The sequence below is a fragment of the Belnapia moabensis DSM 16746 genome (assembly GCF_000745835.1).
GTDB classification, from domain to species: domain Bacteria; phylum Pseudomonadota; class Alphaproteobacteria; order Acetobacterales; family Acetobacteraceae; genus Belnapia; species Belnapia moabensis.
In genome coordinates this window covers 86,291-108,865 of sequence record NZ_JQKB01000012.1, presented here as the reverse complement: position 1 = coordinate 108,865, position 22,575 = coordinate 86,291, and the positions used below count along the sequence as shown (strand labels likewise).

The window sequence follows — 22,575 nt, the reverse complement described above, 5'->3', positions numbered from 1 at the left end:
CCGGTATGGACGGCGATCTTGCCCTCCTGCTGAACGGCATCGTCTCCGGCCTGCTGCTGGGCGGCCTCTATGCCGCGGCGGCGGCGGGGCTCGCGGTGTCCTTCGGCATGCTCGACATCGTCAACATCGCGCATCCGGCGCTGATGGTGGCGGGTGGCTTCCTCGTCGTGCTGGTCGGCACCGCGCTCGGGCTCGACCCGCTGCTGGTGGCCGTGCTGCTGGCGGTGCCCTTCTACTTCCTGGGCGTCGCCATCTACACCTTCTACCACCATTTCTTCGAGCGGCGCGGTGACGAGGCGCTTCAGGGCCTCGCCTTCTTCTTCGGGGTGATGTTCATCATCGAAGTCGGGTTGGTGATGAGTTTCGGGCCGGAGCAGCGCTTCCTCGACCCGCCCTACGCCTTCATCACCTGGCGCATCGGCGAGATCGACATCCCGCTCCGGATGCTGGCGCCGGCGCTGCTGGCGATGGCGGCGATCGGCGCGCTGTGGGTCTTCCTCCGCCGCAGCTTCACCGGCCTCGCCATCTCCGCCGTGGCGCAGGATGCCGAGGCGCTCAGGCTGATGGCGGTGAATCCAGTGCGGATCAAGCGTCTGGCCTTCGGCCTGTCGGTCGCGCTGGCGGCCATTGCCGGCGGGGCGCTGGTGGTGGTGCAGCCTGTGGAGCCATCCTCCGGCCAGGTCTTCATCGGCCGCGTCTTCGCCGTTTGCATCATGGGCGGGATGGGGAGCCTGCCGGGCTGCATCCTCGCCGCCTTCCTCTTCGGCGTGGTCGAGAACGTGACGGCGAGCTTCTATGGCCCCTCCTGGTCGCCGGCGGTCGCCTTCGGATGGCTGCTGGTGGTGCTGGCGGTGCGCCCGCAGGGCCTGTTCGGAAAGCTGGCATGAGCGGCGCCTCGCTGCCCCTCGCGCCGGCGCCGGCGATGGCCGCAGGCGGGCGGCGGCACCTGCCTTTCTGGCTCGGCGCGGTCGGCGTCGCCGTGCTGCTCTTCGTCGCCTTGCGGGCGATCGGCAACGACTACGGCTACTTCGCCGGCTACTTCATCCTGCAATATGTCGTGCTGGCGACGGCCTGGAACATCCTCGGCGGCTATGCGGGCTATGTGAATTTCGGCGCGGCCGGCTTCATGGCGGCCGGGGCCTATACGGCGATCGCGCTGCGCAAGGCGACGGGGCTCGACCTGCTGCCGGGCATCGCGGCGGCGGCCTCCGTGGGCGCGCTGCTCGGGCTGGGGACGGGCTATCTCACGCTGCGCCTGCGCGGGGTCTACTTCTCCATCGCCACGCTCTGCCTCGCCGTCGTGCTGCAAACCCTGGTGGTGAACTGGGATTATGTCGGCGGCTCGCGCGGCGCCTACATCGTCCGGCCGCGCGAGGTGGCGCCCTTCACCAGCTATGGCGAATACCTCTTCCTCGTCATGTTGGTGCTGGCGGTGCTGGCCGTCGGCATCGCCCGCACGGTGGAGGTGACGCGGCTCGGGCGCGGCCTCCAGGCCATCCGCGACAATGAGCGAGCGGCCGAGGCGGTGGGCGTGCCGACCTTGCGGCTGAAGCTGATCGCCACGGCGCTCTGCGGCGCGCTGATGGCGGTGGCCGGTGCGCCGCTGCCCTATTACAGCGGCTATCTCAACCCGGAGGGCGCCTTCAGCCTGGCCTATGCGGTGAATGCCATCGCCATGCCGCTGATCGGCGGCGCGGGCACCTGGGCCGGGCCGGTGATCGGCGCGGTGCTGCTCGGCAGCCTGCAACAGGCAGCGACGGTGACGATTTCCTCGGCGCTCAACCTCTTCATTGTCGGCTGGATGCTGGTGATCTTCGTCGCCGTGGCGCCGCGCGGCATCCTCGGCTGGTTCCGGAAACGGCGATGAGCGAGGCTTTGCTCAAGGCCGAGGGCGTCGGCAAGCGCTTCGGCGGCTTCACCGCACTGCATGCGGTCGACCTCGAATTGCGCCCAGGCGAGAGGCTGGGGCTGATTGGGCCGAACGGCTCGGGCAAATCCACCTTCGTCAACTGCATCTCGGGCGACTTCGCCGCACATGACGGGCGGGTGAGCCTGGGCGGCCAGGCGCTCGATGGGCTGAAGCCGCATCGGCGGGCGCGGCTCGGCCTGGCGCGGACCTTCCAGCTGCCGCAGCCCTTCGGCAGCCTCTCCGTGCTCGAGAATGTGCGGGTGCCGGTGCTTTTCGCCGGGCCGGCGGCCTCGGCGACCGCGCGGGCGATGCAGTGCCTGGAGCAGGTGGAGATGGCCGGCAAGGCGGAGTGCCTGCCGAAGGAGTTGACGCAGGTAGAACTGCGCCGGCTGGAGCTGGCGCGGGCCATCGCGCTCGATCCCAAGCTACTCATCGCCGACGAGGCGATGGCCGGCCTCTCCAATGCCGAGGTCGACCAGATCCTCACCCTGCTCTTCCGGCTGAATGCGACGGGCACCGCCATCATCATGATCGAGCACATCATGCGCGCGGTGACGGCCTTCGCCGAGCGGCTGGTGGTGTTCGTCGCCGGCCGCAAGATCGCCGATGGCGCACCGCGCGAGGTGCTGGCGCTGCAAGAGGTAGAGGATGCCTATCTTGGCCGGCAATAGTCTCGAGATCGCGGGGCTGGACGCCGGCTACGGCGCGGTGCGGGTGCTTCAGGGCGTCTCGCTCAGCGTGCCGGCGGGACAGACGGTGGTGCTGCTCGGCACCAACGGCAACGGCAAGACGACGCTGATGCGCAGCATCATGGGCCAGATCCGCGCGACGGCGGGCCGCATCCGCGCCAGCATCGAGGGGCAGGAGACGGAGCTGGTCGGCCTGTCGCCCGAGCAGGTGGTGGAGCTCGGCATCGTGCTGGTGCCGGAGGGGCGGCGGCTCTTCCCCCGGCTCAGCGTCGAGCAGAACCTGCGGCTCGGCGCCTACCGGGCGACGGCGCGGGCGGCGATGGGGGAGAACCTCGCCCTCTGCTACGAGCTTTTCCCAAGGCTGGCGGAGCGCCGCGCACAGCTCGTCGGCAGCATGAGCGGTGGCGAGCAGCAGATGGTGGCGCTCGGCCGCGCGCTGATGTCGGCGCCGCGCATCCTGCTGGTGGACGAGCCCTCGGTCGGCCTGGCGCCGATCCTGGTGGCGCGGACCATGGAGATGATCGCCGAGATGAAGGCGCGGCTCGGTCTCACCGTGCTGATGGCCGAGCAGAATTTCCACCAGGCGGTGCGCATCGCCGACCGGGGCTATGTCATCGTCCATGGCCATATCGAGTTCGAGGGCGAGAGCGCCGCGGCGCTGCAGGACAACGACCTGGTGCGGCAGGTCTATCTCGGGCTGTAGGTCAGTCCGAGATGGCGTGCGCCTTCAGGTCCTCCAGCGCGCAGATCTCGAGCGTCGCCACATGCGTCGCCTCCAGCAGCACGCGCGGCGCGACGCCCGCCTGCCGCGCCTGTTCCCAGCGCGCGGCGCAAAGGCACCAGCGGTCACCCGGCTTCAGTCCGGGGAAGCCGTATTGCGGCACCGGCGTCGAGAGGTCGTTGCCGCAGGTCCGGGAAAAGGAGAGGAACGCCGCCGTCACCTCCACGCAGACGGTGTGGAGGCCGCGATCCTCCACGCCGGTGTTGCAGCAGCCGTCGCGGTAGAAGCCGGTGAGCGGCGCGACCGAGCATGGCAGCAGCGGGCCGCCCAGGACATTGGTCGCGGAAGGCTGGCCCTTGGGCGGCCAGCGTCCCGGTCCCATTCCGCCATCCGGCATCGGCAGGCCTCCGTGCAATACGGGTGGTCAACAGCCGGCAGCGGTGCCGGATGGAGCCAATCTGCGCCGGATCGCCGGGTGCCGTCCACAAGCTTGGGCGTGAAGCCGGAGCGCCTCAGTGCGGCTCCAGCCTGATGGCCTCGAGGCCCAGCTCACGCTGGTGGTCATCCATCGGGCCGCCACCCGCCTGCGGTACCACGAAGCGTAGGGCGAGGAGGCCATCCTCCACCACCTCCGGCGGCAGGGTGAGGGTGATGGCGTCGCTCGCGGCGATGGCCTGCCGGGCGACCTCACCTCCCCCCGCCTCGACGATCACCGTCCGGCCGGGCGCCGTAGGTCCGCGCATCCGCAGCGTCAGCCTCGCCGGCCCCTCCCGATCCGCCGGCATCGGCAGGACCAGCTCCGCCTCGGCAGCCGTGAAGCGCACGCCCCAGGGCCCTGGCATCGACCATCCGGCGCCCAGCAGCCTGATGCCGCCCTCGCCCGCGGCGAAGGACAGCTCGACCCCCGGCCGCAACGGGGGCGGCGGGGCCGGCAGGGGCTGGGCGAAGCCGGCGATGAGGGCCGGGTTCCCGCAGACCAGCCCCATCTCGAAGCCGCGGCACGAGCCTTGGGCGGCCGCGCGCAGCAGCAGGGCTTCCGGCCATTGGCCGGCGAGGAAGACATGCAGCCCGTCGCGGTCCTGCAGCCCCGCCAGCGCGTTCCGGCGGGCGGACTCGCAGCTCCGCCCGCCGGTCAGCCGCGTGACCGGCCCGCCCTCGACGCGCATCCCGGCCCGCATCGTCGCCATGGCGAATTGGGAGAAGTCGAGCGGCCAGCCGCCCGGGCGCGTACAGGCCAGCGGCGGGTGCAGCGTCACGGTGCGGCCATCCAGCCCGACATGCCGTAGCGGTGCCGGGTCGACATCCGCCGGCATCGGCGCGCGGAAGGTCGTCCGCAGCATCCCGTCCAGCCGCGCCATATCGCCCGCCTGCAGGAGGACGAACCCAGCCAGCACGGCGCCCACCGCCTGCCGGTGCCGTGCCCGCGCCAGCACCGCCAGCGCCAGGACGGGGAGGAGATAGGCCAGCGGCCAGAAGAAGCGCCCTGAGGCCCGCAACTGGTTCACCAGCCCATCCAGGCTGCGGGGCAGGGGGATGGTCGGCAGCGCGAAGCCGCCGATGAGGATGCGGTTGCTCAGCGCGAAGAGCAGGCAGCCGAACAGCACCAGGCCGAGCGGCAGGGCAGCCCGCCAGAGGCCCGGCGCCGCCCGCAACCCGTGACGCGCCAGATGCAGCGCCGCGGCGGCCAGCAGCAGCAGGATGCCGAGGCCGAGATAGTTGAAGCCCTCATACTGGCCGCCTGTGGCGTCGAGGATGCCATCGGCCACCGGCCCCGCCGATAGCGTGCCGAACAGGCCGGAGAGTTGCGGCACGACGGGGCTCAGCAGGTTCATCGAGAAGAAGCCGAAGCCGGTCGGCGCTCCGTTTTCCGTTCGGTAGCCGAGCAGCCAGGCCGCGAGTACGGAACTCGCCAGAAGGGCGCCGAAGCCGAGCCCGCCGCGCAACACGGAGCCGAGGGCGGGCCGCCTCGCCGCATCGGCGAAGAGCCCGCCCAGAGCGATGCCCGCCACCATGGCCCAGAGATAGGCGTGCAACCCGATCACCAGGGCGCCGAGCGCCGCGAAACCCGCGATGACTGCCGCGGAGACGCCCCGCCGCACCGCCTGTACGGCCAGCGCCAGGGCCAGCAGCAGCGTCCAGTGCGAGGCCAGTGCCAGGTGATGCATGTGCAGGCGCAGGATCCAGGCCGGCAGGAAGGAGGCGAAGGCGATGCCCGCCAGCAGCACCTCCCAGCGCCGGATGCCCACGGCCCGCAGCAGGGCCAGCGCCGCGACCGGCTGCAGCACGAAGCCGAGCAGGATGCAGAGGCCCATCGGCGCCACCAGCTCCGCCGAGAGGCCGAGCGCCTTCAGCAGCAGCACCAGCCAGGGCATGCTGTCGGTATAGACGATGGGCAGGGGATCGCCGGCCGAGAGCAGCGCGGTCGCCGAGAGGGGAAAGTGCCAGCCATCGCGCAGCAGCGCCTCGGCGCCCATCGTGGCCATCGCCAGGTCGCCGGGCGGCCTTTGCCAGAAGGCGTCGCCCGCCGTCACCAGGGAGAGGCGCAACAGCACCGCGGCATGGGCCAGGCCGAACAGCCCCGCCAGGATCACCTGAAGCCAGGCCGGCAACCGGTCGGCATGGACCGCCGCCGGGGCTTGTCTCACGCCATCAGCCAGGACGAAGGAAGGCTTCGCTTCGGTCGCCTGTCCTGACTGGGGCAATGGCCTCGCGCTCCTCATCCGCCGGACGGTTTAACCGTCGGTGATGGCGGTGCGGCAAGACGCGGTCCGGTCAGAAAAAAGTGGGCGCCGCAGCCTTCGCCGCGACGCCCGCTGCGTCAGGCCGCCGCGCGGATGGCGGCGGCGAGCACCGCCTCGCTGACGCCGCCCGAGAAGGTCTCGAAATTCGCCTCGAAGCGGGAGACCAGCTCCTTCGCCGTGCGGTCGTAGGCTGCCTTGTCGGCCCAGGCCTCGCGCGGGTTCAACACCTCGGCCGGGATGCCGGGCACCGACTTCGGGATCTGCAGGCCGAAGAAGGGGTCGGCAACGTACTCGACCTGCGCCAGCGAGCCGTCGAGCGCCGCGCGCAGCAGCGCCCGCGTGTGCTGGATCGACATGCGCTTGCCGATACCATAGGCGCCGCCCGACCAGCCGGTGTTCACCAGCCAGCAATCCGCGCCGTGCCGCTTGATGAGGTCCTCGAGCAGCTTGCCGTAGACCTCCGGGTGCCGCGGCAGGAAGGGCGCGCCGAAGCAGGTGGAGAAGGTCGCCTGCGGCTCCTTGCCGAGCCCCTTCTCCGTGCCGGCGACGCGCGCCGTGTAGCCGGAGAGGAAGTGATACATCGCCTGCGCCGCCGAGAGCTTCGAGATCGGCGGCAGCACGCCGAAGGCATCCGCCGTCAGCATCACCACGTTCTTCGGCAGGCCCGCGCGGCCCGCCTTCACCGTGTTCGGGATGAAGTCGAGCGGGTAGCAGGAGCGGGTGTTCTCGGTCAGCGAGCCGTCATCGAGGTCGAGCCGGCCGAGTTCGTCGCCGACGACATTCTCGAGCACGGCGCCGAAGCGGTGCGAGGCGTCCCAGATCTGCGGCTCCGCCTCGCGCGAGAGGCGGATGACCTTGGCGTAGCAGCCGCCCTCAAAGTTGAAGACGCCGGTATCCGACCAGCCATGCTCGTCATCGCCGATCAGGCTGCGCTCCGGGTCGGAGGAGAGCGTCGTCTTGCCGGTGCCCGAGAGGCCGAAGAACAGCGCCGTGTCGCCGCCCTTGCCGAGATTGGCGCTGCAATGCATCGGCAGCACGCCCTTCTCGGGCAGCAGCCAGTTCATGACGGTGAAGATCGATTTCTTGATCTCGCCGGCATAGGAGGTGCCCGCGATCAGGATGGTCTTCGCCGCGAAGGAGAGGGCGATGCAGGTGCTGGTGCGGCAACCATCCTCGGCCGGGTTCGCCTCGTATTCCGGCGCGTGCAGGATGGTGAAGTCGGGCGTGAAGCCCTCCAGCTCCGCCCGCTCCGGGCGGATGAACATGTTGCGGGCGAAGAGCGCGTGCCAGGCATTGGTCGTCACCAGCCGCACCTTGATGCGGTGCGCCGGGTCGGCACCGGCATACAGGTCCTCGGTGAAGAGCTCCGGCCGGGCGCCGAGCCAGGTGCGGACCTTGCCGGCGAGGCCGCGGAACTTCTCGGGGGCCATCGGCTGGTTGATCTTGCCCCACCAGATCTGGTCATGCACCTCGGGGTCGTCGACAACGAACTTGTCCTGCACGGAGCGGCCGGTATGCACGCCGGTCACCGCCATGAAGGCGCCCTCGGCGGAAAGCCGGCCCTCGCCCCGCCGCAGCGCATGCGCATAGAGGCCGGCGGCGGTCAGGTTGGCATGAACTGTCGTGGCGCTGGCCACACCGGTCCCGGCAAGGGCGGTCTCGGGCGCTGACATGCAGTGTCTTCTCCGGTTCGTTACAGGCGAGAGGCACCCGGGCCCCTTCTGGGACGAGGCACCGCCATGGGGCCCCTATCCGCCGTGTCTATGCTTAAATTAAGGCGCGATGACAGATCCGGTCAACGCGATCCGCCGCACATTGACGACAGGTCCCCTAACCTATGCGCGAGCGGCCGTCGCGGGCTGCGCGCATTAGTTCTGTCCTGACCCCGCCCGGATCGGCCACCGGGGCGCTAAAGGCGAGGCGGCGCACCTCCTCGCCCGCGGCGAGGTCGGCGCCGTCTACATCCACCGTCACCATGCGCCAGTCACCAGGCGCGCCCCCGAGCAGGCCGGTGGCGATCGCCACGACCGCATCGGCGTGGTCGGCATTCACATGGCCGATGATGTCGGCCGCCGCGGCTTCGATCGCCGCCACAGCCTCGGGCGCCGGCCGGAGGTCGGCAAGGCGGATGCGATGTGCGCGGGCGAAGCCGCCGACCAGCAGCGCCCCGCCCGGCCGGATGCGCCAGAGAGCGAAGTCGCCGAAATCGGCATACATCGCCGCATAGGGGTGCTTCGCCAGCCAGCGTGCCTTCAACGCCGGGGCTTCCGCCTCCGGCACAGGCTCGGCGAGGCCGGTCAACGTCACCCTGGGTGCGGTCTGCGGGTTCGCGCTCTCCGGAGCGCCGCTGACCAGCAGGGCGCAGCGCGGCTCCGCCCGGAGCTGGCGGGTATGCTCGGAGAGGGAGGAGAGCAGCAGCAGCGGCGCCCCGTCCGGCGCCGTCCCCGGCGTCACCAGGCTGGCGAAGGGCTGGCCCTCGGCCGCCGTCGCCAGGGTGGCCGCGGCGGCGCCGCGAAGCAGGCAGCGAGCCTCGAAGCCCAGGTTTTCCGTCCCCATCACGCGATCCCGTCCGGGTTGTGCCACAATGCCGCACTATATGGAGCGTCTGACCCTACGGACGAGCCGGCGGAGACCCGACCATGCCAGCCACGATCGCCCTGGTGGACGACGACCGCAACATCCTCACATCCGTCTCCATGACGCTGGAGCAGGAGGGCTTCACCGTGCGCACCTATACGGATGGGGAGAGCGCCTTGCAGGGCCTGCTCGCCCGCCCGGCGGACCTCGCGGTGCTCGACATCAAGATGCCGCGCATGGACGGGATGGAGCTGCTGCAGCGCCTCCGCCAGCGCAGCGCCATGCCGGTCGTCTTCCTCACCTCCAAGGACGAGGAGGTGGACGAGCTGATGGGCCTCCGCCTCGGCGCCGACGACTACATCACCAAGCCCTTCAGCCAGCGCCTGCTGCTGGAGCGCATCCGCGCCCTGCTCCGCCGCAACGAGGCGAGCCGGGCGGAGGGCAGCGGCACGCCGGCCGGCGGCGTCATCGTCCGCGGCGACCTGGTGCTCGACGAGACGAAGCACACCTGCCACTGGAAGGGCACCGACATCCAGCTCACCGTCACCGAATTCCTGCTGGTGAAGGCCCTCGCGCTGCGCCCGGGCATGGTGAAGAACCGCGACCAGCTGATCGACGCCGCCTATGGCGAGAACATCTATGTCGACGACCGCACCATCGACAGCCACGTGAAGCGGGTGCGCAAGAAGTTCCGCCAGGCCGACGACGACTTCGCCCAGATCGAGACGCTCTACGGCATCGGCTACCGCTACAAGGAGAGCTAGCCCGCCTGCTGCGGCCGGGCCTTGCCGCGCGGCGCCCGGTTTTCCGAAACGAGGCGCAGGGCGGCGCGCAGCTCGGCCAGGTCGAAGGGCTTGCGCAGCAGCACGCCGTCGCGGGGCGGCTGGGAATCGCCCCCTGCATAGCCGGTCATGATCAGCACGCGCAGGCCCGGATGCAGGGCTCGCGCCCGCAGCGTCAGCTCGCCGCCCGCCATGCCCGGCATGGCATGGTCGCTCAGCAGCAGGTCGAAGCCCGCCTCGCCGCGCAGCAGGCGCAGCGCCTCGCGGCCGCTCTCGGCATCGACGACGCGATGGCCGAGCTCCCGGAGCATGGCGACGACGGATGAGCGCACATGCGGGTCGTCATCCACCAGCAGCACCGTCAGGCCGCCGGCCTCGGCCTGCTCCTCGCCCGGGCCGGGCTCCGGCTCCAGCGACGGGCAGCCCTGCGCGCGCGGCAGCACCAGCCGCACCAGCGTGCCCTCGCCGACCCGGCTCTCGACCGCGACCTCGCCGCCGAGCTGGCCGATCGTCCCATGCACCTGGGCGAGGCCGAGCCCGGTGCCCTTGCCGATGCCCTTGGTGGTGAAGAAGGGCTCGAAGACCCGCGCCAGCACTTCGGGCGGCATGCCCGTGCCGGTATCCCGCACCTCCACCGCGACCCGGTCACCGCGGCCCTGGGCGCCCGGCAGGTTGCGCGTCTCGATCGACAGCTCGCCGCCCTCCGGCATGGCGTCGCGGGCGTTGATGGCGAGGTTGAGCACGGCGAGTTCCAGCTGCCCGGCATCCGCCGTGGCGGGCCACAGCTCCTTGGCGAGGCGGAGCGAAACGCCGATGCGGCCGCCCAGCGTGCGGTGCAGCAGGTCGCCCATGCCGGAGAGCACCCGGTTCAGGTCGGTCGGCCGCGCCTCCAGCCGCTGCCGCCGGGCGAAGGCGAGGAGCTGCGCGGTCAGCCCGGCGCCGCGGCGGGCGGCCTGCATGGCGTTGCGCAGCAGCCGCAGCGCCCGCTCGTCGTCCACGCGCCGCTCCGCCAGGTCGAGCGAGCCGAGAATGGCCGCCAGCAGGTTGTTGAAGTCATGCGCCACGCCGCCGGTGAGCTGGCCCACGGCTTCCATCTTGCGCGCTTGGTGCGCCTGCTCCTCCGCCTCGCGCCGCAGACGGGCGAGTTCCAGATGGGTGCGGATGCGGGCGCGCAGCTCGCGGGCGGCGAAGGGCTTGGCGAGGTAGTCGTCGGCGCCGGCCTCCAGCCCCTCGCTGCTCGCCTCGTCGCCCGCGCGGGCGGAGAGCACGACCACCGGCAGGGTGCGCAGCGCCGGGTCCGCCCGCACCGCCCGCAGCAGGGCGAGGCCGTCCATCACCGGCATCATCACGTCAGTTAGCAGCAGCTCGGCCGGGGCGGCACGCAGGGCGGCGAGCGCCGCCGCGCCATCCGGCACGGCCGCCACCTCGTAGTCGGGCGCGAGCAGCCGGGCGACATAGGCGCGCATATCCGCATTGTCGTCGGCCAGCACCAGGCGGGGGCGACGGGCCGGCGCCTCCCGCCGAGGCGGCATCGGCACCACCTTGGGGTCGGGCGCCGGCGCATCGGCGAACCAGCGCATGGCCTCCTCGACGAAGGGCCCGGCGCCGAGGGCGGTGGAGGACAGCCGCGGCGCGGCGCCGATCCGCTCCGGCGGCAGATGCGCATGGCCGGCCGGGATCTCGACGATGAAGGTCGCGCCGCGCCCGGGCTCGCTCTCGACCGAGACCTGTCCGCCATGCAACCCGACCAGCTCCCGCACCAGGGAGAGGCCGATGCCGGAGCCCTCATGCGTGCGGCTGCGGGCGCCCTCCACCCGATGGAAGCGCTCGAAAACGCGGTCGCGCTGGTCGGCCGGGATGCCGATGCCGGTATCCGCCACGGTGAGCCGGATCGCCGCGCCCTCCTGGCGCAGGCGCACCGCAATCCGTCCCTCGAAGGTGTGCTTGAGGGCGTTGGAGAGCAGGTTGAGGACGATCTTCTCCCAGAGGTCGGGGTCGACATGGGCCGGCTCGGCGAGCGGCGGGCAATCCACCTCGAGCCGCAGCCCGGCCCGCTCGATGGCGGAGCGGAAGGCCCCGGCGAGGTCCGCGGTGGCCTGGCCGAGCTCCACCGGCACGAAGCAGGCCTCGGCCCGGCCGGCCTCGACGCGGGCGAAGTCGAGCAGGGAGTTCACCAGCCGCAGCAGCCGCAGCGCGTTGCGCCGGACCATGGCCAGCTCCTCCCGCAGCTCCGGCCCGAGGCCCGGCCGGGCGAGCAGATCCTCCACCGGCCCGAGCAGCAGGGTCAGCGGCGTGCGGAACTCATGCGAGACATTGGCGAAGAAGCGCGTCTTCGCCCGGTCCAGCTCGGCCAGCGCCTGGGCGCGGCGGCGCTCGTCCTCATAGGCCTGCGCGTTGCGGATGGCGGCAGCGACTTGGCCGGCGAGCAGGTCGTAGAAGCCGCGATAGCCCTCATCCAGCGCGCGGGCCGGGTTGATCCCGCAGACCAGCACGCCAAGCGCTTCCGCGCCGCCGCTTCCGGCCAGCGGCAGGGCGAGGGCGGCCTGCACCGGCTGGCCGAAGGGCCCGCCAGACAGCGGGCCGATACGGGCGGCGGCATCCTCGATGAGGACGGCCTCGCCCGCCACAGCGCGGCCGAGCGGCCAGGCCGCTTCCGCCGCCCCGGCATGGCCCGCCGGCAGCCCCACCGCGGCCGCGAGGCGGAACCCTTCCCCCTCGCGCAGGTAGAGCAGGGCGAAGGGAATGTCGGAGGGACAGCCGGCGATGGCCTCGCCGATCTCGCGGCAGAGTGCCCCGGCGTCCTGCGCCTCGCCCACCCGGGCGGCGATGTCGCGTTGGAGCTTCAGCCGCCGCTCGACGAGGATCTGCGCCGTCACCTCGCTGCAGACGCAGAGCATGCCGTGGATGCGGCCCTCGTCATCCTCGACCGCGCTATAGGACAGGGAGAAATAGGCCTCCTCGTCATAGCCCGCGCGGTTGACGGCCATGCACTGGGCTGGGACCCAATTGGGCGTGCCCGTCGCCATCACCTCGTGGATCATCGGTCCGATGATGTCCCAGGATTCCGCCTGGGTCTCCTTGATGGAGCGGCCGAGGGCGTAGGGGTGCTTGGCGCCGATGAGGCCGGTATAGGCGTCGTTGTAGATCTGGATCAGGTCGGCCTCGCCCCAGAGCAGCACCATGGGGTAGCGCGACCCGAGCAGGGTCCGCACGGTGGCGCGGAGGCCCTGCGGCCAGCGCTCGACCGGGCCGACCGGGGTGGCGGCCCAGTCGGTGTGCCGCATGCGCTCCGCCATCTCGCCCTGGCCGGCAAAGGGGTCGCGTGCGACTGGCATAGATGCAAATCTCTCCCGTGCGGCGGCCAACAATAAACCGGCGCCCTATACCGGAAGCGACAGAACAGCATTGCGCACGACGCTGTGTCCCCCGTCCCGCCGCAGGACGAGGCGTCGTCGACGGCCCGGGCGGGCGTGACTACAGACCATTCCCCGCTATGTCCATTTGCGCCGATGGGCAGCAATCGGCCCCATCCACGCCCATATGCGCGGGGAACAGGCCGGGCTTCCCCCTTCACTCTCTCTTCGCGAACCGGCCCGCCGAAGGACCAGCCCTCGATGCTCGATGCTCCCATGCAGGCCGCCCCTGGCCGGGCGGATACGCTTGGCCATGCCGCCCCGCCCGGTGCCGCCCCGACCTTCGCCATGGCCGCCGCCGCCGGCATCGCAGTGGCCAATATCTACTACAACCAACCCATGCTCGGGATCATCGAGCAGGATTTCGCCGGCACCCATGCGACCGCGTTGATCCCGACCGCGACCCAGCTCGGCTATGCGGCGAGCCTCTTCCTGTTGCTGCCGCTCGGCGACCTGCTGGACCAGCGGCGGCTGATCGTCCTGCAATTCGTGGTGCTCGCCGCCGCCCTGGCGCTAGCAGCGCTGTCGCCGGGGGCCGTGGTGCTGGTGGCCGCCTCCTTCCTCGTCGGAATGGCGGCGACGGTGGCACAGCAGATCGTCCCGTTTGCCGCCCATCTCTCACCGCCCGATCGCCGCGGGGCCACGGTCGGCATCGTCACCGGCGGAATCCTGGCCGGCATCCTGCTGAGCCGCACCCTCGGTGGCTTCGTCGCCGCGCATGCCGGCTGGCGGGCCATGTTCTGGCTGGCGGTGCCGATGGCGCTCGGCGCCGCGGCGCTGATGGCCGCCAAGCTGCCGCGCCGCCCGGCCGCCGCGCCGATCGGCTATGGCGAGGCGCTGCGCTCCCTGCTGCATCTCTGGCGCGGCCAGCCGGCGCTGCGGCAGGCGACATGGATGCAGGCGGCGCTGTTCGGCGCCTTCTCGGCCTTCTGGACCATCCTCGCCCTGCGGCTGGAGCAGCCGCCCTTCGGGCTCGGGGCCGAGGTGGCGGGGCTGTTCGGCATCGTCGGCGCGGTGGGGATCGCGGCGGCGCCGCTGGCCGGCCGCCTCGCCGACCGGCGCGGGCCGCGGCTGGTGATCGGGTTCGGCGCCGCCCTCACCCTGGCGGCCTGGATGGTCTTCGGCCTCTGGCCGAGCCTCGCCGGCATGGTGCTCGGCGTCATCGTCCTGGATTTCGGGGTGCAGAGCACGCTCGTCTCCAACCAGCACGTCATCTATGCGCTGCAGCCGGAGGCCCGCAGCCGCATCAACACGATCTTCATGACGGGGATGTTCCTCGGCGGCGCGGCCGGCTCGGCCGGGGCGATGGCGGCCTGGCGCCTTGGCGGCTGGGGCACGGTCTCGGCCTTCGGCGCGGCGCTGGCGGCGACCGCCCTGTTGGTCCACAGGCGCGGGCCGGCTCGCGCCTGATGGAGATCGCGGCGGGGGCGGCCTGCCCCCGCGCATTTCCCGAGGGCGCTTACGGCGCCCGGCCGATCGTCTCCGGCCGGGTCGCCGCCAGACTGGCGAGATTCTCGTCGATCGCGCTGATCAGCCCCCAGTTCTCGATATAACCGGAGGGGAAGCCGGGCGAGCCGGCCTCGAGATCCTGCTGGCGCGCATGGATGTAGTCCGTCCAGCGCCGCGTCGCCGGGCGGCGGTGGTGGAAGTCGTGGCAGGGCGCATCGCCGACCAGCACGAAGAGTCGGACGAAGAGATGCACGGTCAGCATCTCCAGCCACCAGCCGGCCCAGAGCAGCAAGCCCCGTGGCGTATTGGCCCGCGCCGCCGGCGGCTCCCGCCCGGGGAAGACGCCCGCCGTCGCATGGCAGACGAAGTCGCGGTTGCGCATGGCGATGAGTTCCGGCTCCGGGAAGCGGTGCTCGCAGAGGATGCGCAGCACTGTCGCCGCCTGCAGCAGCACCGTCACCGGCAGCACCCAGGCGACGAGGAAGGCCGGCAGCACGCCACCCGCCGCCGCCGCGAGGAACGCGCCCGCCCAGGCGATGCGCCCCACACGGTCATGCGCCGCATCGCCGGTGAAGAGGCTGGCGCCGATCCGCCGGCGCAGGAAGCGCGCATGGAAGGCCGGCGAGACCAGGCTGACGCAGACCCGCCGCCACAGCTCCCGCTTCGGCAGGCCCGGCTCCAGCCCGCAGAGGCCGAGGACGAAATCGGCAAACTCGTCCTCCTCCGTCAGCAGCTTCTTCGGGCTGTGATGCAGCATGTGCTCGTGCTGGTAGTCGTCGAAGCGCTTGAACAGCAGCAGCGCCGAGATCAGGCGGCCGACCTGGCGGTTGCGCGCCCGGCTGCGGAAGACGGTGCCGTGCGAGCAATGGTGGAAGACCACCACCTGGAACAGGCCGAGGCCGCAGCTCGTCGCCAGCAGGCCGAGCGGCACCATCAACCAGAGGAGAATGGGTGCATCGGCGAAAAGGAAGGGCGCGGCCGAGAGGGCGATGCCGCCGAGCGTCCACAGCAGGGCGATGGCGACGAAGGTTTCGCCGGGCCGCTCGGTCGCGGCTTCGCCTGGAGCCGGACGCGCCGTCAACCAAGTCAGGAATGGCTGCATCCAGGGGCGGATGCGCCTCGCCATAATCAACCTTGGGTTGATATCACCTGTCGTCGAGACGAGATCTTGAGTCGCAGAAAAAACGGACCTGATAAACGTCATCTTTGGCACTCCGGGACCACCGGAGAGCTATAGCGCGACCAGAGGTATACATTTCACGAACCATTTCGCTTTGCTTGGTTCGCTGCGCCGCAACAATCTGCGTTGTTGCGGCTCCGGACGCCGCTCAGGACAGGCCGAACCGCTTCTCCCAGGACAAAGACGGTTGCGACAAGGCCGGTGCCAGCCGGGTGGAAGCGAAGCGGCGGGCCACGGCGGGCGGCATCGCCACCGGCCCGAAATAGGCTGCCTCCTGCATATCCTCCGGCGCGCAGACCACGACGCCATCCTCCCATTCCCGTCGGTCCATGGCGTCAGGCCAATCGTCGCCGCGCCAGAGCAGGGGGCGGAGGCCGGACGCGTCCTCGACCCAATGCCAGGCACTGCATTCCGGGTCCGAGGGAACCCCGTTCCAGTAGGTTGTCATTCGGGCCTCCTCCGATTCATCCATGCCTATCGCCGAATGCGAAGGGCAAGCGATGCGGCGGCATCGTCTGGCGTCCCGCAGGCTTCGACCAAGGCCACAGGATGGCAAACCGGGACGGAAAATGAAACAGCAATGCGCTGACTGGAACCGGAACGGCTTGTGCGGCGGTAAGCCCCCGTAGTTGCGACAAATTATCAACAAAATCGTGGGATTTGCCGTTGCCGCTGGTCCGGGCGCAGTTCCAGGCCAACCAAGAGATGCGACGCCGGATCATTATTTAGCCGCTTCGCCACGGCGATAGGCGGCGAGGATCGCCTCGCCCTCCGGTCCCATGCGCTTCGACCAATCGGCGATGACGGGCGTGGCGGCCTGGGCGAGCGCCGCGCGCAGGCCGGGCGTGCCGGCGATGGCGACGCCGTTGGCCTGCATCCGCGCCGTGTTCTCCACCCCGCGCGTTGCCATGGCCTCGAATTGCCGCGCCTCGGTCAGCCGCCCGGCCTCGGCCACCGCCTCCCGCACCGGCGCCGGCAAGGCGGCAAGCGCTGTCGCCTGGCAGAAGGCGAGGCTGAGCGGCGAGGCGTAATCGAGCACTGTGAAATGCGGCAGGATCTCCCACAGCCGAGCACCCGCGCCGCCATCGCCCGAGGAGAGCACCGCATCCAGTTCCCCAGCCCGTAGCCGCGGCAGCGCATCGGCGAAGGAGATTTGCACCGCATCGGCGCCGGCGCCGCGCAGCACGGCGGTGCTGGCGGCATCATAGGTACGGATCCGGAGGCCCCGCAGCGCCTCCGGCCCCGGCAGCGCCTGGCGCGACCAGAGGCCGGTCGCCGGCCACGGCGTCGCATAGAGCAGCACGAGGCCGCCGGCCCCGAGCACGCGCTCATAGGCCGGCCGGGCGACGCGCAGCAGCCGCGCGGTATCCGCGGCCGAGGCGGTGAGGAATGGCAGGGCGGAGAGCTCGAAAAGGGGCGACTCGCGCGCCAGCGCGCCAGTGAAGGCATCCGCCGCCTCCAGCCGGCCCTCGGCGACGGCGCGCGGCATGGCGGCGGAGCGCAGCCCGTCGGGCGCGTTGAAGCGCGGCTCCACGCTCAACCCGCCGCCTGCCAGCCGGCCCACGACCTCAGCGAAATGGGCAATGCCCTCGCCGGGGATGGCGGTCGCTGGATACTCCGTGGCGATCCGCCAACCGGCGGAGGCGCGGCCCGGCGCGACGGCGCCCCCGCAGGCGAGGAGGGAGGCAAGCAGGGGGCGGCGATGCAGCATGGCGCCAATCTCCCGACATTCCTCCGGCGGATCAAGCGCCGCCCGCCTTCCACCGTGTGGATGACCCGCATCCGGCCTTCCGCTTCGCCTTTCGCCGCGGGCGGGCCGATCCTTCGGGTCAGGGAAGGCCGGCCGTCGGGCCAGCCCGAGGTCAGGACGCCGGACATGCTGCACAACCTCAACGCCGCCGCCTCTATTCGGCGCCTTCGTCATCGTCCTCGAGGTGGCGCTCAGCAAGCTGATCCATTGAGCGGGCATTATTCCTCGTGGCGGAACAGTGCCTTCCCCGTCGGGCAGCTTCAGCACACCGCCGGGATCAATACATTCCAGGACGAGGCAGGGCGCACCGCCCGCACCGGAGGACCCCATCATGACCGTTCAGCCTTCCCCCTGGCATGCCGGTGAGATCGCCCTGCAATCCTCGCTTGGGATGGCCGAGCGCATGGCCGCCATCGGCCAGCACGTGCTCCGCGACCACCTGATCGAGCAGCACCGGTTCTTCTACCCGCAGCTTCCCTTCCTCATCCTCGGCGCGGTCGATCCCGAGGGCGATCCCTGGGCCACGATCCTCGCCGGCCATCCCGGCTTCCTCTCCGTGCCGGATGCCGGGACCTTGCGCATTGCCGCCCGGCGCGACGCCGCCGACCCAGCCGATCGCGGCATGGAGGCGGGCGATGCGGTCGGCCTGCTCGGCATCGAACTGCCGACGCGGCGGCGCAACCGGCTGAACGGCCGCATCCTCCGGCAGCCCGGCACCGAGGGCTTCGCCGTCGCGGTCGAGCAGAGCTTCGGCAATTGTCCGCGCTACATCACCCCGCGCGGCATCGCCTTCGCCCGCGACCCGGCGGAGCCCGCCCCGGCCGCCACCGAGGCCCTGCCGCGCCTCGACCCCGCCGCCCTGGCGATGATCCGGCGCGCCGACACCGTCTTCGTCGCCAGCCATGTCGGCGAGGCGGGGCCGGGCCGGCAGGTCGATGTCTCGCATCGCGGCGGCCGGCCGGGCTTCATCCGCGTCGAGGCGGATGGCGCGCTGACCATCCCCGACTATGCCGGCAACATGTTCTTCAACACCCTCGGCAACATCCTCGTGACGCGCCGGGCCGGGCTGCTCTTCGTCGATGGGGCGACGGGCACCCTGCTGCAGCTCAGCGGCGCAGCGGAAATCCTGCCGCAGGGGTCGGACCTCGCCGCATTCGAGGGCGCCGAGCGCCTCTGGCGCGTGACGCCGCGCCGGATCGTCCGCCGCGAGGCCGCGCTGCCGCTGCGCTGGGCCTGAAACGACCCGGCCATGCTAGGCTCCGCCCAATGGGAGGGGCGTGATGGACCGCTGGCAGGCGATGCGCATCTTCGCCAAGGTCGCCGAGACCGGCAGCTTCGCCGCCGCCGGCCGCCAGCTCGGCCTCAGCCCGCCCGCGGTCACCCGCGCCGTCGCGGCGCTGGAGGCAACGACCGGCACCCGCCTGCTCACCCGCACCACCCGCCTCGTGCGCCTCACCGAGGCCGGGGGGCGCTATGTCGAGGATTGCCGCCGCATCCTCGCCGATATCGACGAAGCGGAGGCGGCCGCCGCCGGCGCCTATGCCACCCCGACCGGCACGCTCAGCGTCACCGCCTCGGTCCTCTTCGGCGAGATCTACGTCCTGCCGATCCTGACCGAGTATCTCGACCGCCACCCGGCGGTCAGCCTCCGCGGCCTCTTCCTCGACCGGGTGGTGAACATCGTCGAGGAGGGGATCGACGTGGCGATCCGCATCGGCCACCTGCCGGATTCCGGCATGGCGGCGCTCCGGGTCGGCACGGTGCGGCGGGTGGTCTGCGGTGCGCCGGCCTATTTCGCCCGGCACGGCATCCCGACCCATCCCGGCGAGCTCGTCCGGCACCGGATCATCGCCCCGATCGGCGCCTCCGCCTCGCCGGAGTGGCGCTTCGGCCCCGGGGCGCCGCGCGGCGTGACCGTGCAGCCGCGACTTTCCTGCAACACCAATGCGGCGGCGATCGCGGCGGCGCTGGCCGGCTTCGGCATCACCCGGCTGCTGAGCTACCAGGTCGCCGGCCTGCTCGCCGAGGGCCGGCTGCAGCGGATCCTGGCCGAATTCGAGGAGCCGCCGCTGCCCATCCACGTCATCCACCCCGAAGGTCGCCGCGCCGCGGCCCGGGTGCGGAGCTTCGTCGACCTCGCCGTGGAGCGACTGCGCGCCAACCCTCTGTTGCAGGTCTGAAGCGGCGCGGCTTGCATACATGCCGCAGCCTGTGATGAAAGGGTGGAAGCGCTTCAACTGAAGGGTCCGGCCCCCGCCGATGCATCACCTGCACAGCGCGCATGAACCGGTCCTCGTGGCGCTCTCGGTCCTCATCGCCGTGCTCGGGTCCTGGACCGCGCTGGATCTCTTCCATCGCGTGCGGGCGAATGCGGACGCCATCCGCCTCTGGTGGCTGGCCGGGGCGGCGACGGCGACCGGCGGCTCCATCTGGTCGATGCATTTCGTCGCCATGCTGGCCTACGACCTCGGCACCCCGATCCGCTACGAGATGCGGCTGACCATCCTCTCGCTGCTGCTGGCGATCGGCGCGACCGGGCTCGGCTTTGCGCTGGCGGCCGGGCGGAGCGCGGTGCCGCGCCGCGGGCGCATCGCCGCCGCCGCCCTCGCCATGGGCCTCGGCATCTGCCTCATGCACTACGTCGGCATGGAGGCGATGCGCCTGGCGGCGATGCCGGCCTATGACCCGCTGCTGGTCACGGCCTCCGCCGCGGTAGCGATCGGCGCCTCGGCGCTTGCCCTGGTGCTGGCCCTCGACGAGCGGTCCGCGCCGGCCCGGGCCCTGGGCGCCCTCGCCCTCGGCCTGGCGATCGCCGGGATGCACTATACCGGCATGGCGGCCGTCAGCTTCCTGCCGGTTCCCGGCCTGCCCGCCCGGCCGGCCGAGATTCCGGCCGAGGCGCTCGCCATCGGCATCGCAACCTGCACCCTGCTGCTGCTCACCCTGGCGCTCGTCGCCGCCATGGTTGACCGCCGTATCGAGGCGATGGCACTGCGTGAGGCCGAGGCACTGCGCCACAGCGAGGAGCGCCTGCGGAGCGTGTTGCAGCGCATGCCCGTCGGCATCCTCCTCGCCGAGGCCGGCTCGGGCCGGGTGCTCCTCGCCAATCCGGAGGCGGAGCGCATCCTTGACCGCCGGCTGGACGCGGCGATGCCCGAGGCGTTGGACTGGGCGGGCGACCGGATCGCCGCCGCCCTTCGCCACGGCGAGGCGTTGGAGCGCGAGCCCGTGACCCATCGCCGCCCGGACGGCACCACCCTGCATCTCGAGCTGAGCCTCGTCCCGATGCCCGACAGGGATGGGCGGGATGGGCTCGCCATCGCCACCCTGCAGGACGTGACCGCCCGGGTGCAGGCCGAGCAGATGCTCCGCCGGGCGCAGCGGCTGGAGGCGATGGGCCAGCTCACCGGCGGCGTCGCGCATGACTTCAACAACCTGCTGATGGTCGTCTCGGGCAACCTCCAGCTCCTCATGCGCCGGACCACGGACGAGGCGCTGCTGCGCCTGGCGCGCAGCGCCGCCGGGGCAGTGCGGCGTGGCGCCGACATCACCGGTCGGCTGCTCGCCTTCGCCCGCGAGCAGCCGCTGAAGCCGCAGCCGGTGGCCCTCGCCGAGCTGCTGCCCGATATCGCCGAGAGCATGCTGGCGCGCACCCTCGGCGGGCGCATCCGCATCGAGACGCAGCTGGAGCCGGGGCTCTGGCCGGTGCTCGCCGACCAGTCGGAGCTGGGGGTGGCGCTGCTGAACATCGGCATCAATGCGCGCGACGCCATGCCGGAGGGTGGGCGGCTCGCCATCGCCGCCGCCAATGTCCCGCTGTCCGAGCTGCCGGAGCGGCTCCGCGGCGGGCTGGTGCCGCAGGATTACGTCGCCCTCACCCTGACCGATAGCGGGGCCGGGATGAGCGAGGAGGTGCTGGCCCGCGCCTTCGAGCCCTTCTTCACGACCAAGCCGGTCGGGCGGGGCTCGGGCCTCGGCCTGTCCCAGGTCTATGGCTTCGCCCGGCAATCGGGCGGGACGGCCCAGCTCGCCAGCCGCCCCGGCGAGGGGACGCAGGTAACGCTCTGGCTGCCGCGCGCGACGCATGCCGCCGCCGCGGCCGTGCCGACCGACGAGTGCGTGGCATGAGGCTCATGCTGCCCTGGTCGCTGACGTTGTCTGTTCCTAGAGTATGAATATGACTGCTTCGAGAGCGCTCCGCAGGTTCACCTCCAGCGCCGCCCTAGCGACGGGCGAGGGCGACCTGCCGCATGGCGGGCGGAGCGAGGCGCCGGGCGTCTACGCCTCCCGGCTGCCCGGCGAGGTCTCGCTCGCCGGCCGCCGCGTCCTGGTCGTCGACGATGAGCCGATGATCCTCGAAATCCTGGTCGATCATTGCGCCTCGCTCGGCCTCACCGTCTACGAGGCGGCGGATGGCGAGCCGGCCTTGCGCGAGATCGAGCGGCATCCCGAGATCGAGGTGCTGGTCACCGATGTGCGGATGCCGGGTCTCGATGGCCCGGCGCTGGTCGAGCGGGCGCTGGTGCTGCGGCCTTCGCTGAAGGTGATCTTCATCACCGGCTACACGACGCACCACAGCACCGTCTGGCCTACGCTGCGAAAGCCCTTCGAGTTGGAGGCCTTGGATGTGGCGCTGCGTCAGGCGCTGTTGCCCTGAGGCAGGCAAGGTAATTGCCGACCCACCTTGCGCTCCCGTGGCCCGGATCGACAGACCTCCCCTGTAAGACAGGGCAGCAGTGTTGCTGTCGAGCCGATGTGTTCAACCAATCCGCGACAAATGCTAAATTTTGAGTTGTATCCTTCATTGGCCCACAACCTAAACGGGTAAACACTCTGTGCGAGGCTGGCTTGCTGCTGGACCTGCTGGCCCGTCATCCGTTCTGATCCGAGAGAAGGCCGTCGCAACCACTGAAAGACGTCTCATGACCGTGCTCCTGGTCGAGGATGATCCGATCGTACGTTCGACGTTGGCGGATTTCCTCGAAGCCGCGGGCTGCACCCTGCTGGAGGCGGAGAATGCGCTGGCGGCCCTGGGAATCCTGACCGACGCGGCGCAGCGGGTCGCGGTCATGGTCACCGACATCAATCTCGGCCCGGGCGATGACGGGTTGACGCTCGCCGCGGAAGCGCGGCACCGTTTACCTGGTCTTGCTATCTTCTACGTGACCGGGAGCCCCGAACGGCTGATCAAGCGCCCCCCGCCGGCGACAGAACGGGTTTTCCTGAAGCCTTTCAATCCAGACGATCTGGTCGCCGCCGTCCTTGCAGCCATCGACCGTCGCCGAGAGCGTCGTCGCCCCGCACCGGAGATGACGAACTCGTGAGAAGACGTTGGTCGTGGCAGATAGAGTTGTGATCTGTCTC

At 71.1% G+C, this 22,575-nt stretch carries 19 protein-coding genes; 11 read left to right on the top strand and 8 right to left on the bottom strand.

Annotated elements, in window-relative coordinates:
- Window positions 1-5: 5 nt before the first annotated feature.
- Genes EP26_RS10470 through EP26_RS10455 form a run of 4 tightly spaced genes read left to right on the top strand, consistent with a single transcriptional unit; the run spans window position 6 to window position 3,301 of the window.
- Window positions 6-887: a branched-chain amino acid ABC transporter permease gene (locus EP26_RS10470; RefSeq protein ID WP_043338352.1), complete on the top strand. Its 882-nt coding sequence runs from the start codon at window positions 6-8 to the stop codon at window positions 885-887.
- Window positions 884-1,867 (top strand): branched-chain amino acid ABC transporter permease, encoded by a 984-nt coding sequence (locus EP26_RS10465; protein ID WP_084112445.1) that lies wholly within the window; start codon window positions 884-886, stop codon window positions 1,865-1,867. Before EP26_RS10470 ends, EP26_RS10465 begins: the two co-directional genes overlap by 4 nt.
- Entirely contained in the window at window positions 1,864-2,580 is a 717-nt protein-coding gene (locus tag EP26_RS10460; RefSeq protein ID WP_043338351.1) for an ABC transporter ATP-binding protein, read from the top strand. The genes EP26_RS10465 and EP26_RS10460 overlap by 4 nt, the downstream gene beginning before the upstream one ends.
- On the top strand, window positions 2,567-3,301 hold the full coding sequence (locus EP26_RS10455) for an ABC transporter ATP-binding protein (protein ID WP_245624360.1): 735 nt from the start codon (window positions 2,567-2,569) through the stop codon (window positions 3,299-3,301). Before EP26_RS10460 ends, EP26_RS10455 begins: the two co-directional genes overlap by 14 nt.
- A gap of 1 nt (window position 3,302) precedes the next feature.
- Here the strand turns inward: EP26_RS10455 and EP26_RS10450 are convergent, their stop codons facing one another.
- The 4 genes from EP26_RS10450 to EP26_RS10435 all read right to left on the bottom strand — a co-directional run bounded on the left by EP26_RS10450 (window position 3,303) and on the right by EP26_RS10435 (window position 8,616).
- Window positions 3,303-3,716, bottom strand: a complete 414-nt coding sequence (locus tag EP26_RS10450; protein ID WP_043338347.1) for a DUF2237 family protein — start codon at window positions 3,714-3,716, stop codon at window positions 3,303-3,305.
- Between the two features lie 115 nt (window positions 3,717-3,831).
- A complete protein-coding gene (locus EP26_RS10445; RefSeq protein ID WP_157033480.1) occupies window positions 3,832-5,964 on the bottom strand; it encodes a hypothetical protein in 2,133 nt (710 codons plus the stop codon).
- Between the two features lie 173 nt (window positions 5,965-6,137).
- On the bottom strand, window positions 6,138-7,733 hold the full coding sequence (locus EP26_RS10440; protein ID WP_043338344.1) for a phosphoenolpyruvate carboxykinase: 1,596 nt from the start codon (window positions 7,731-7,733) through the stop codon (window positions 6,138-6,140).
- 157 nt (window positions 7,734-7,890) lie between these two features.
- Window positions 7,891-8,616, bottom strand: coding sequence for a HugZ family pyridoxamine 5'-phosphate oxidase (locus tag EP26_RS10435; protein ID WP_043338341.1), 726 nt, complete (start codon window positions 8,614-8,616; stop codon window positions 7,891-7,893).
- An 83-nt stretch (window positions 8,617-8,699) separates the two neighbouring features.
- Here EP26_RS10435 and EP26_RS10430 point away from each other — a divergent pair, with 83 nt between their 5' ends.
- Window positions 8,700-9,401, top strand: coding sequence for a response regulator transcription factor (locus tag EP26_RS10430; protein ID WP_043338340.1), 702 nt, complete (start codon window positions 8,700-8,702; stop codon window positions 9,399-9,401).
- On the opposite strand, the gene EP26_RS10425 is transcribed toward EP26_RS10430, so the two are convergent.
- Entirely contained in the window at window positions 9,398-12,754 is a 3,357-nt protein-coding gene (locus tag EP26_RS10425; protein WP_052389024.1) for an ATP-binding protein, read from the bottom strand. The genes EP26_RS10430 and EP26_RS10425 overlap by 4 nt on opposite strands.
- Before the next feature lie 279 nt (window positions 12,755-13,033).
- Here EP26_RS10425 and EP26_RS10420 point away from each other — a divergent pair, with 279 nt between their 5' ends.
- Window positions 13,034-14,242: an MFS transporter gene (locus tag EP26_RS10420; RefSeq protein WP_245624359.1), complete on the top strand. Its 1,209-nt coding sequence runs from the start codon at window positions 13,034-13,036 to the stop codon at window positions 14,240-14,242.
- Between the two features lie 49 nt (window positions 14,243-14,291).
- Here the strand turns inward: EP26_RS10420 and EP26_RS10415 are convergent, their stop codons facing one another.
- The 3 genes from EP26_RS10415 to EP26_RS10405 form a co-directional block, all read right to left on the bottom strand.
- Entirely contained in the window at window positions 14,292-15,383 is a 1,092-nt protein-coding gene (locus EP26_RS10415) for a fatty acid desaturase (RefSeq protein ID WP_169747381.1), read from the bottom strand.
- Window positions 15,384-15,609: 226 nt separating this feature from the next.
- Window positions 15,610-15,909, bottom strand: coding sequence for a hypothetical protein (locus tag EP26_RS10410; RefSeq protein WP_043338338.1), 300 nt, complete (start codon window positions 15,907-15,909; stop codon window positions 15,610-15,612).
- Between the two features lie 273 nt (window positions 15,910-16,182).
- Entirely contained in the window at window positions 16,183-17,172 is a 990-nt protein-coding gene (locus tag EP26_RS10405; RefSeq protein WP_043338335.1) for a TRAP transporter substrate-binding protein, read from the bottom strand.
- Window positions 17,173-17,542: 370 nt separating this feature from the next.
- Here EP26_RS10405 and EP26_RS10400 point away from each other — a divergent pair, with 370 nt between their 5' ends.
- The 5 genes from EP26_RS10400 (at window position 17,543) to EP26_RS10380 (ending at window position 22,535) form a co-directional block, all read left to right on the top strand.
- On the top strand, window positions 17,543-18,448 hold the full coding sequence (locus tag EP26_RS10400; RefSeq protein ID WP_043338334.1) for a pyridoxamine 5'-phosphate oxidase family protein: 906 nt from the start codon (window positions 17,543-17,545) through the stop codon (window positions 18,446-18,448).
- A 43-nt stretch (window positions 18,449-18,491) separates the two neighbouring features.
- Window positions 18,492-19,391 (top strand): LysR family transcriptional regulator, encoded by a 900-nt coding sequence (locus tag EP26_RS10395; RefSeq protein WP_043338332.1) that lies wholly within the window; start codon window positions 18,492-18,494, stop codon window positions 19,389-19,391.
- Between the two features lie 79 nt (window positions 19,392-19,470).
- Window positions 19,471-21,339, top strand: a complete 1,869-nt coding sequence (locus tag EP26_RS10390) for an MHYT domain-containing protein (protein WP_052389023.1) — start codon at window positions 19,471-19,473, stop codon at window positions 21,337-21,339.
- 49 nt (window positions 21,340-21,388) lie between these two features.
- Window positions 21,389-21,868: a response regulator gene (locus EP26_RS10385; RefSeq protein ID WP_169747380.1), complete on the top strand. Its 480-nt coding sequence runs from the start codon at window positions 21,389-21,391 to the stop codon at window positions 21,866-21,868.
- Between the two features lie 265 nt (window positions 21,869-22,133).
- Entirely contained in the window at window positions 22,134-22,535 is a 402-nt protein-coding gene (locus EP26_RS10380; RefSeq protein ID WP_043338330.1) for a response regulator, read from the top strand.
- The last annotated feature ends 40 nt before the right edge of the window (window positions 22,536-22,575 follow it).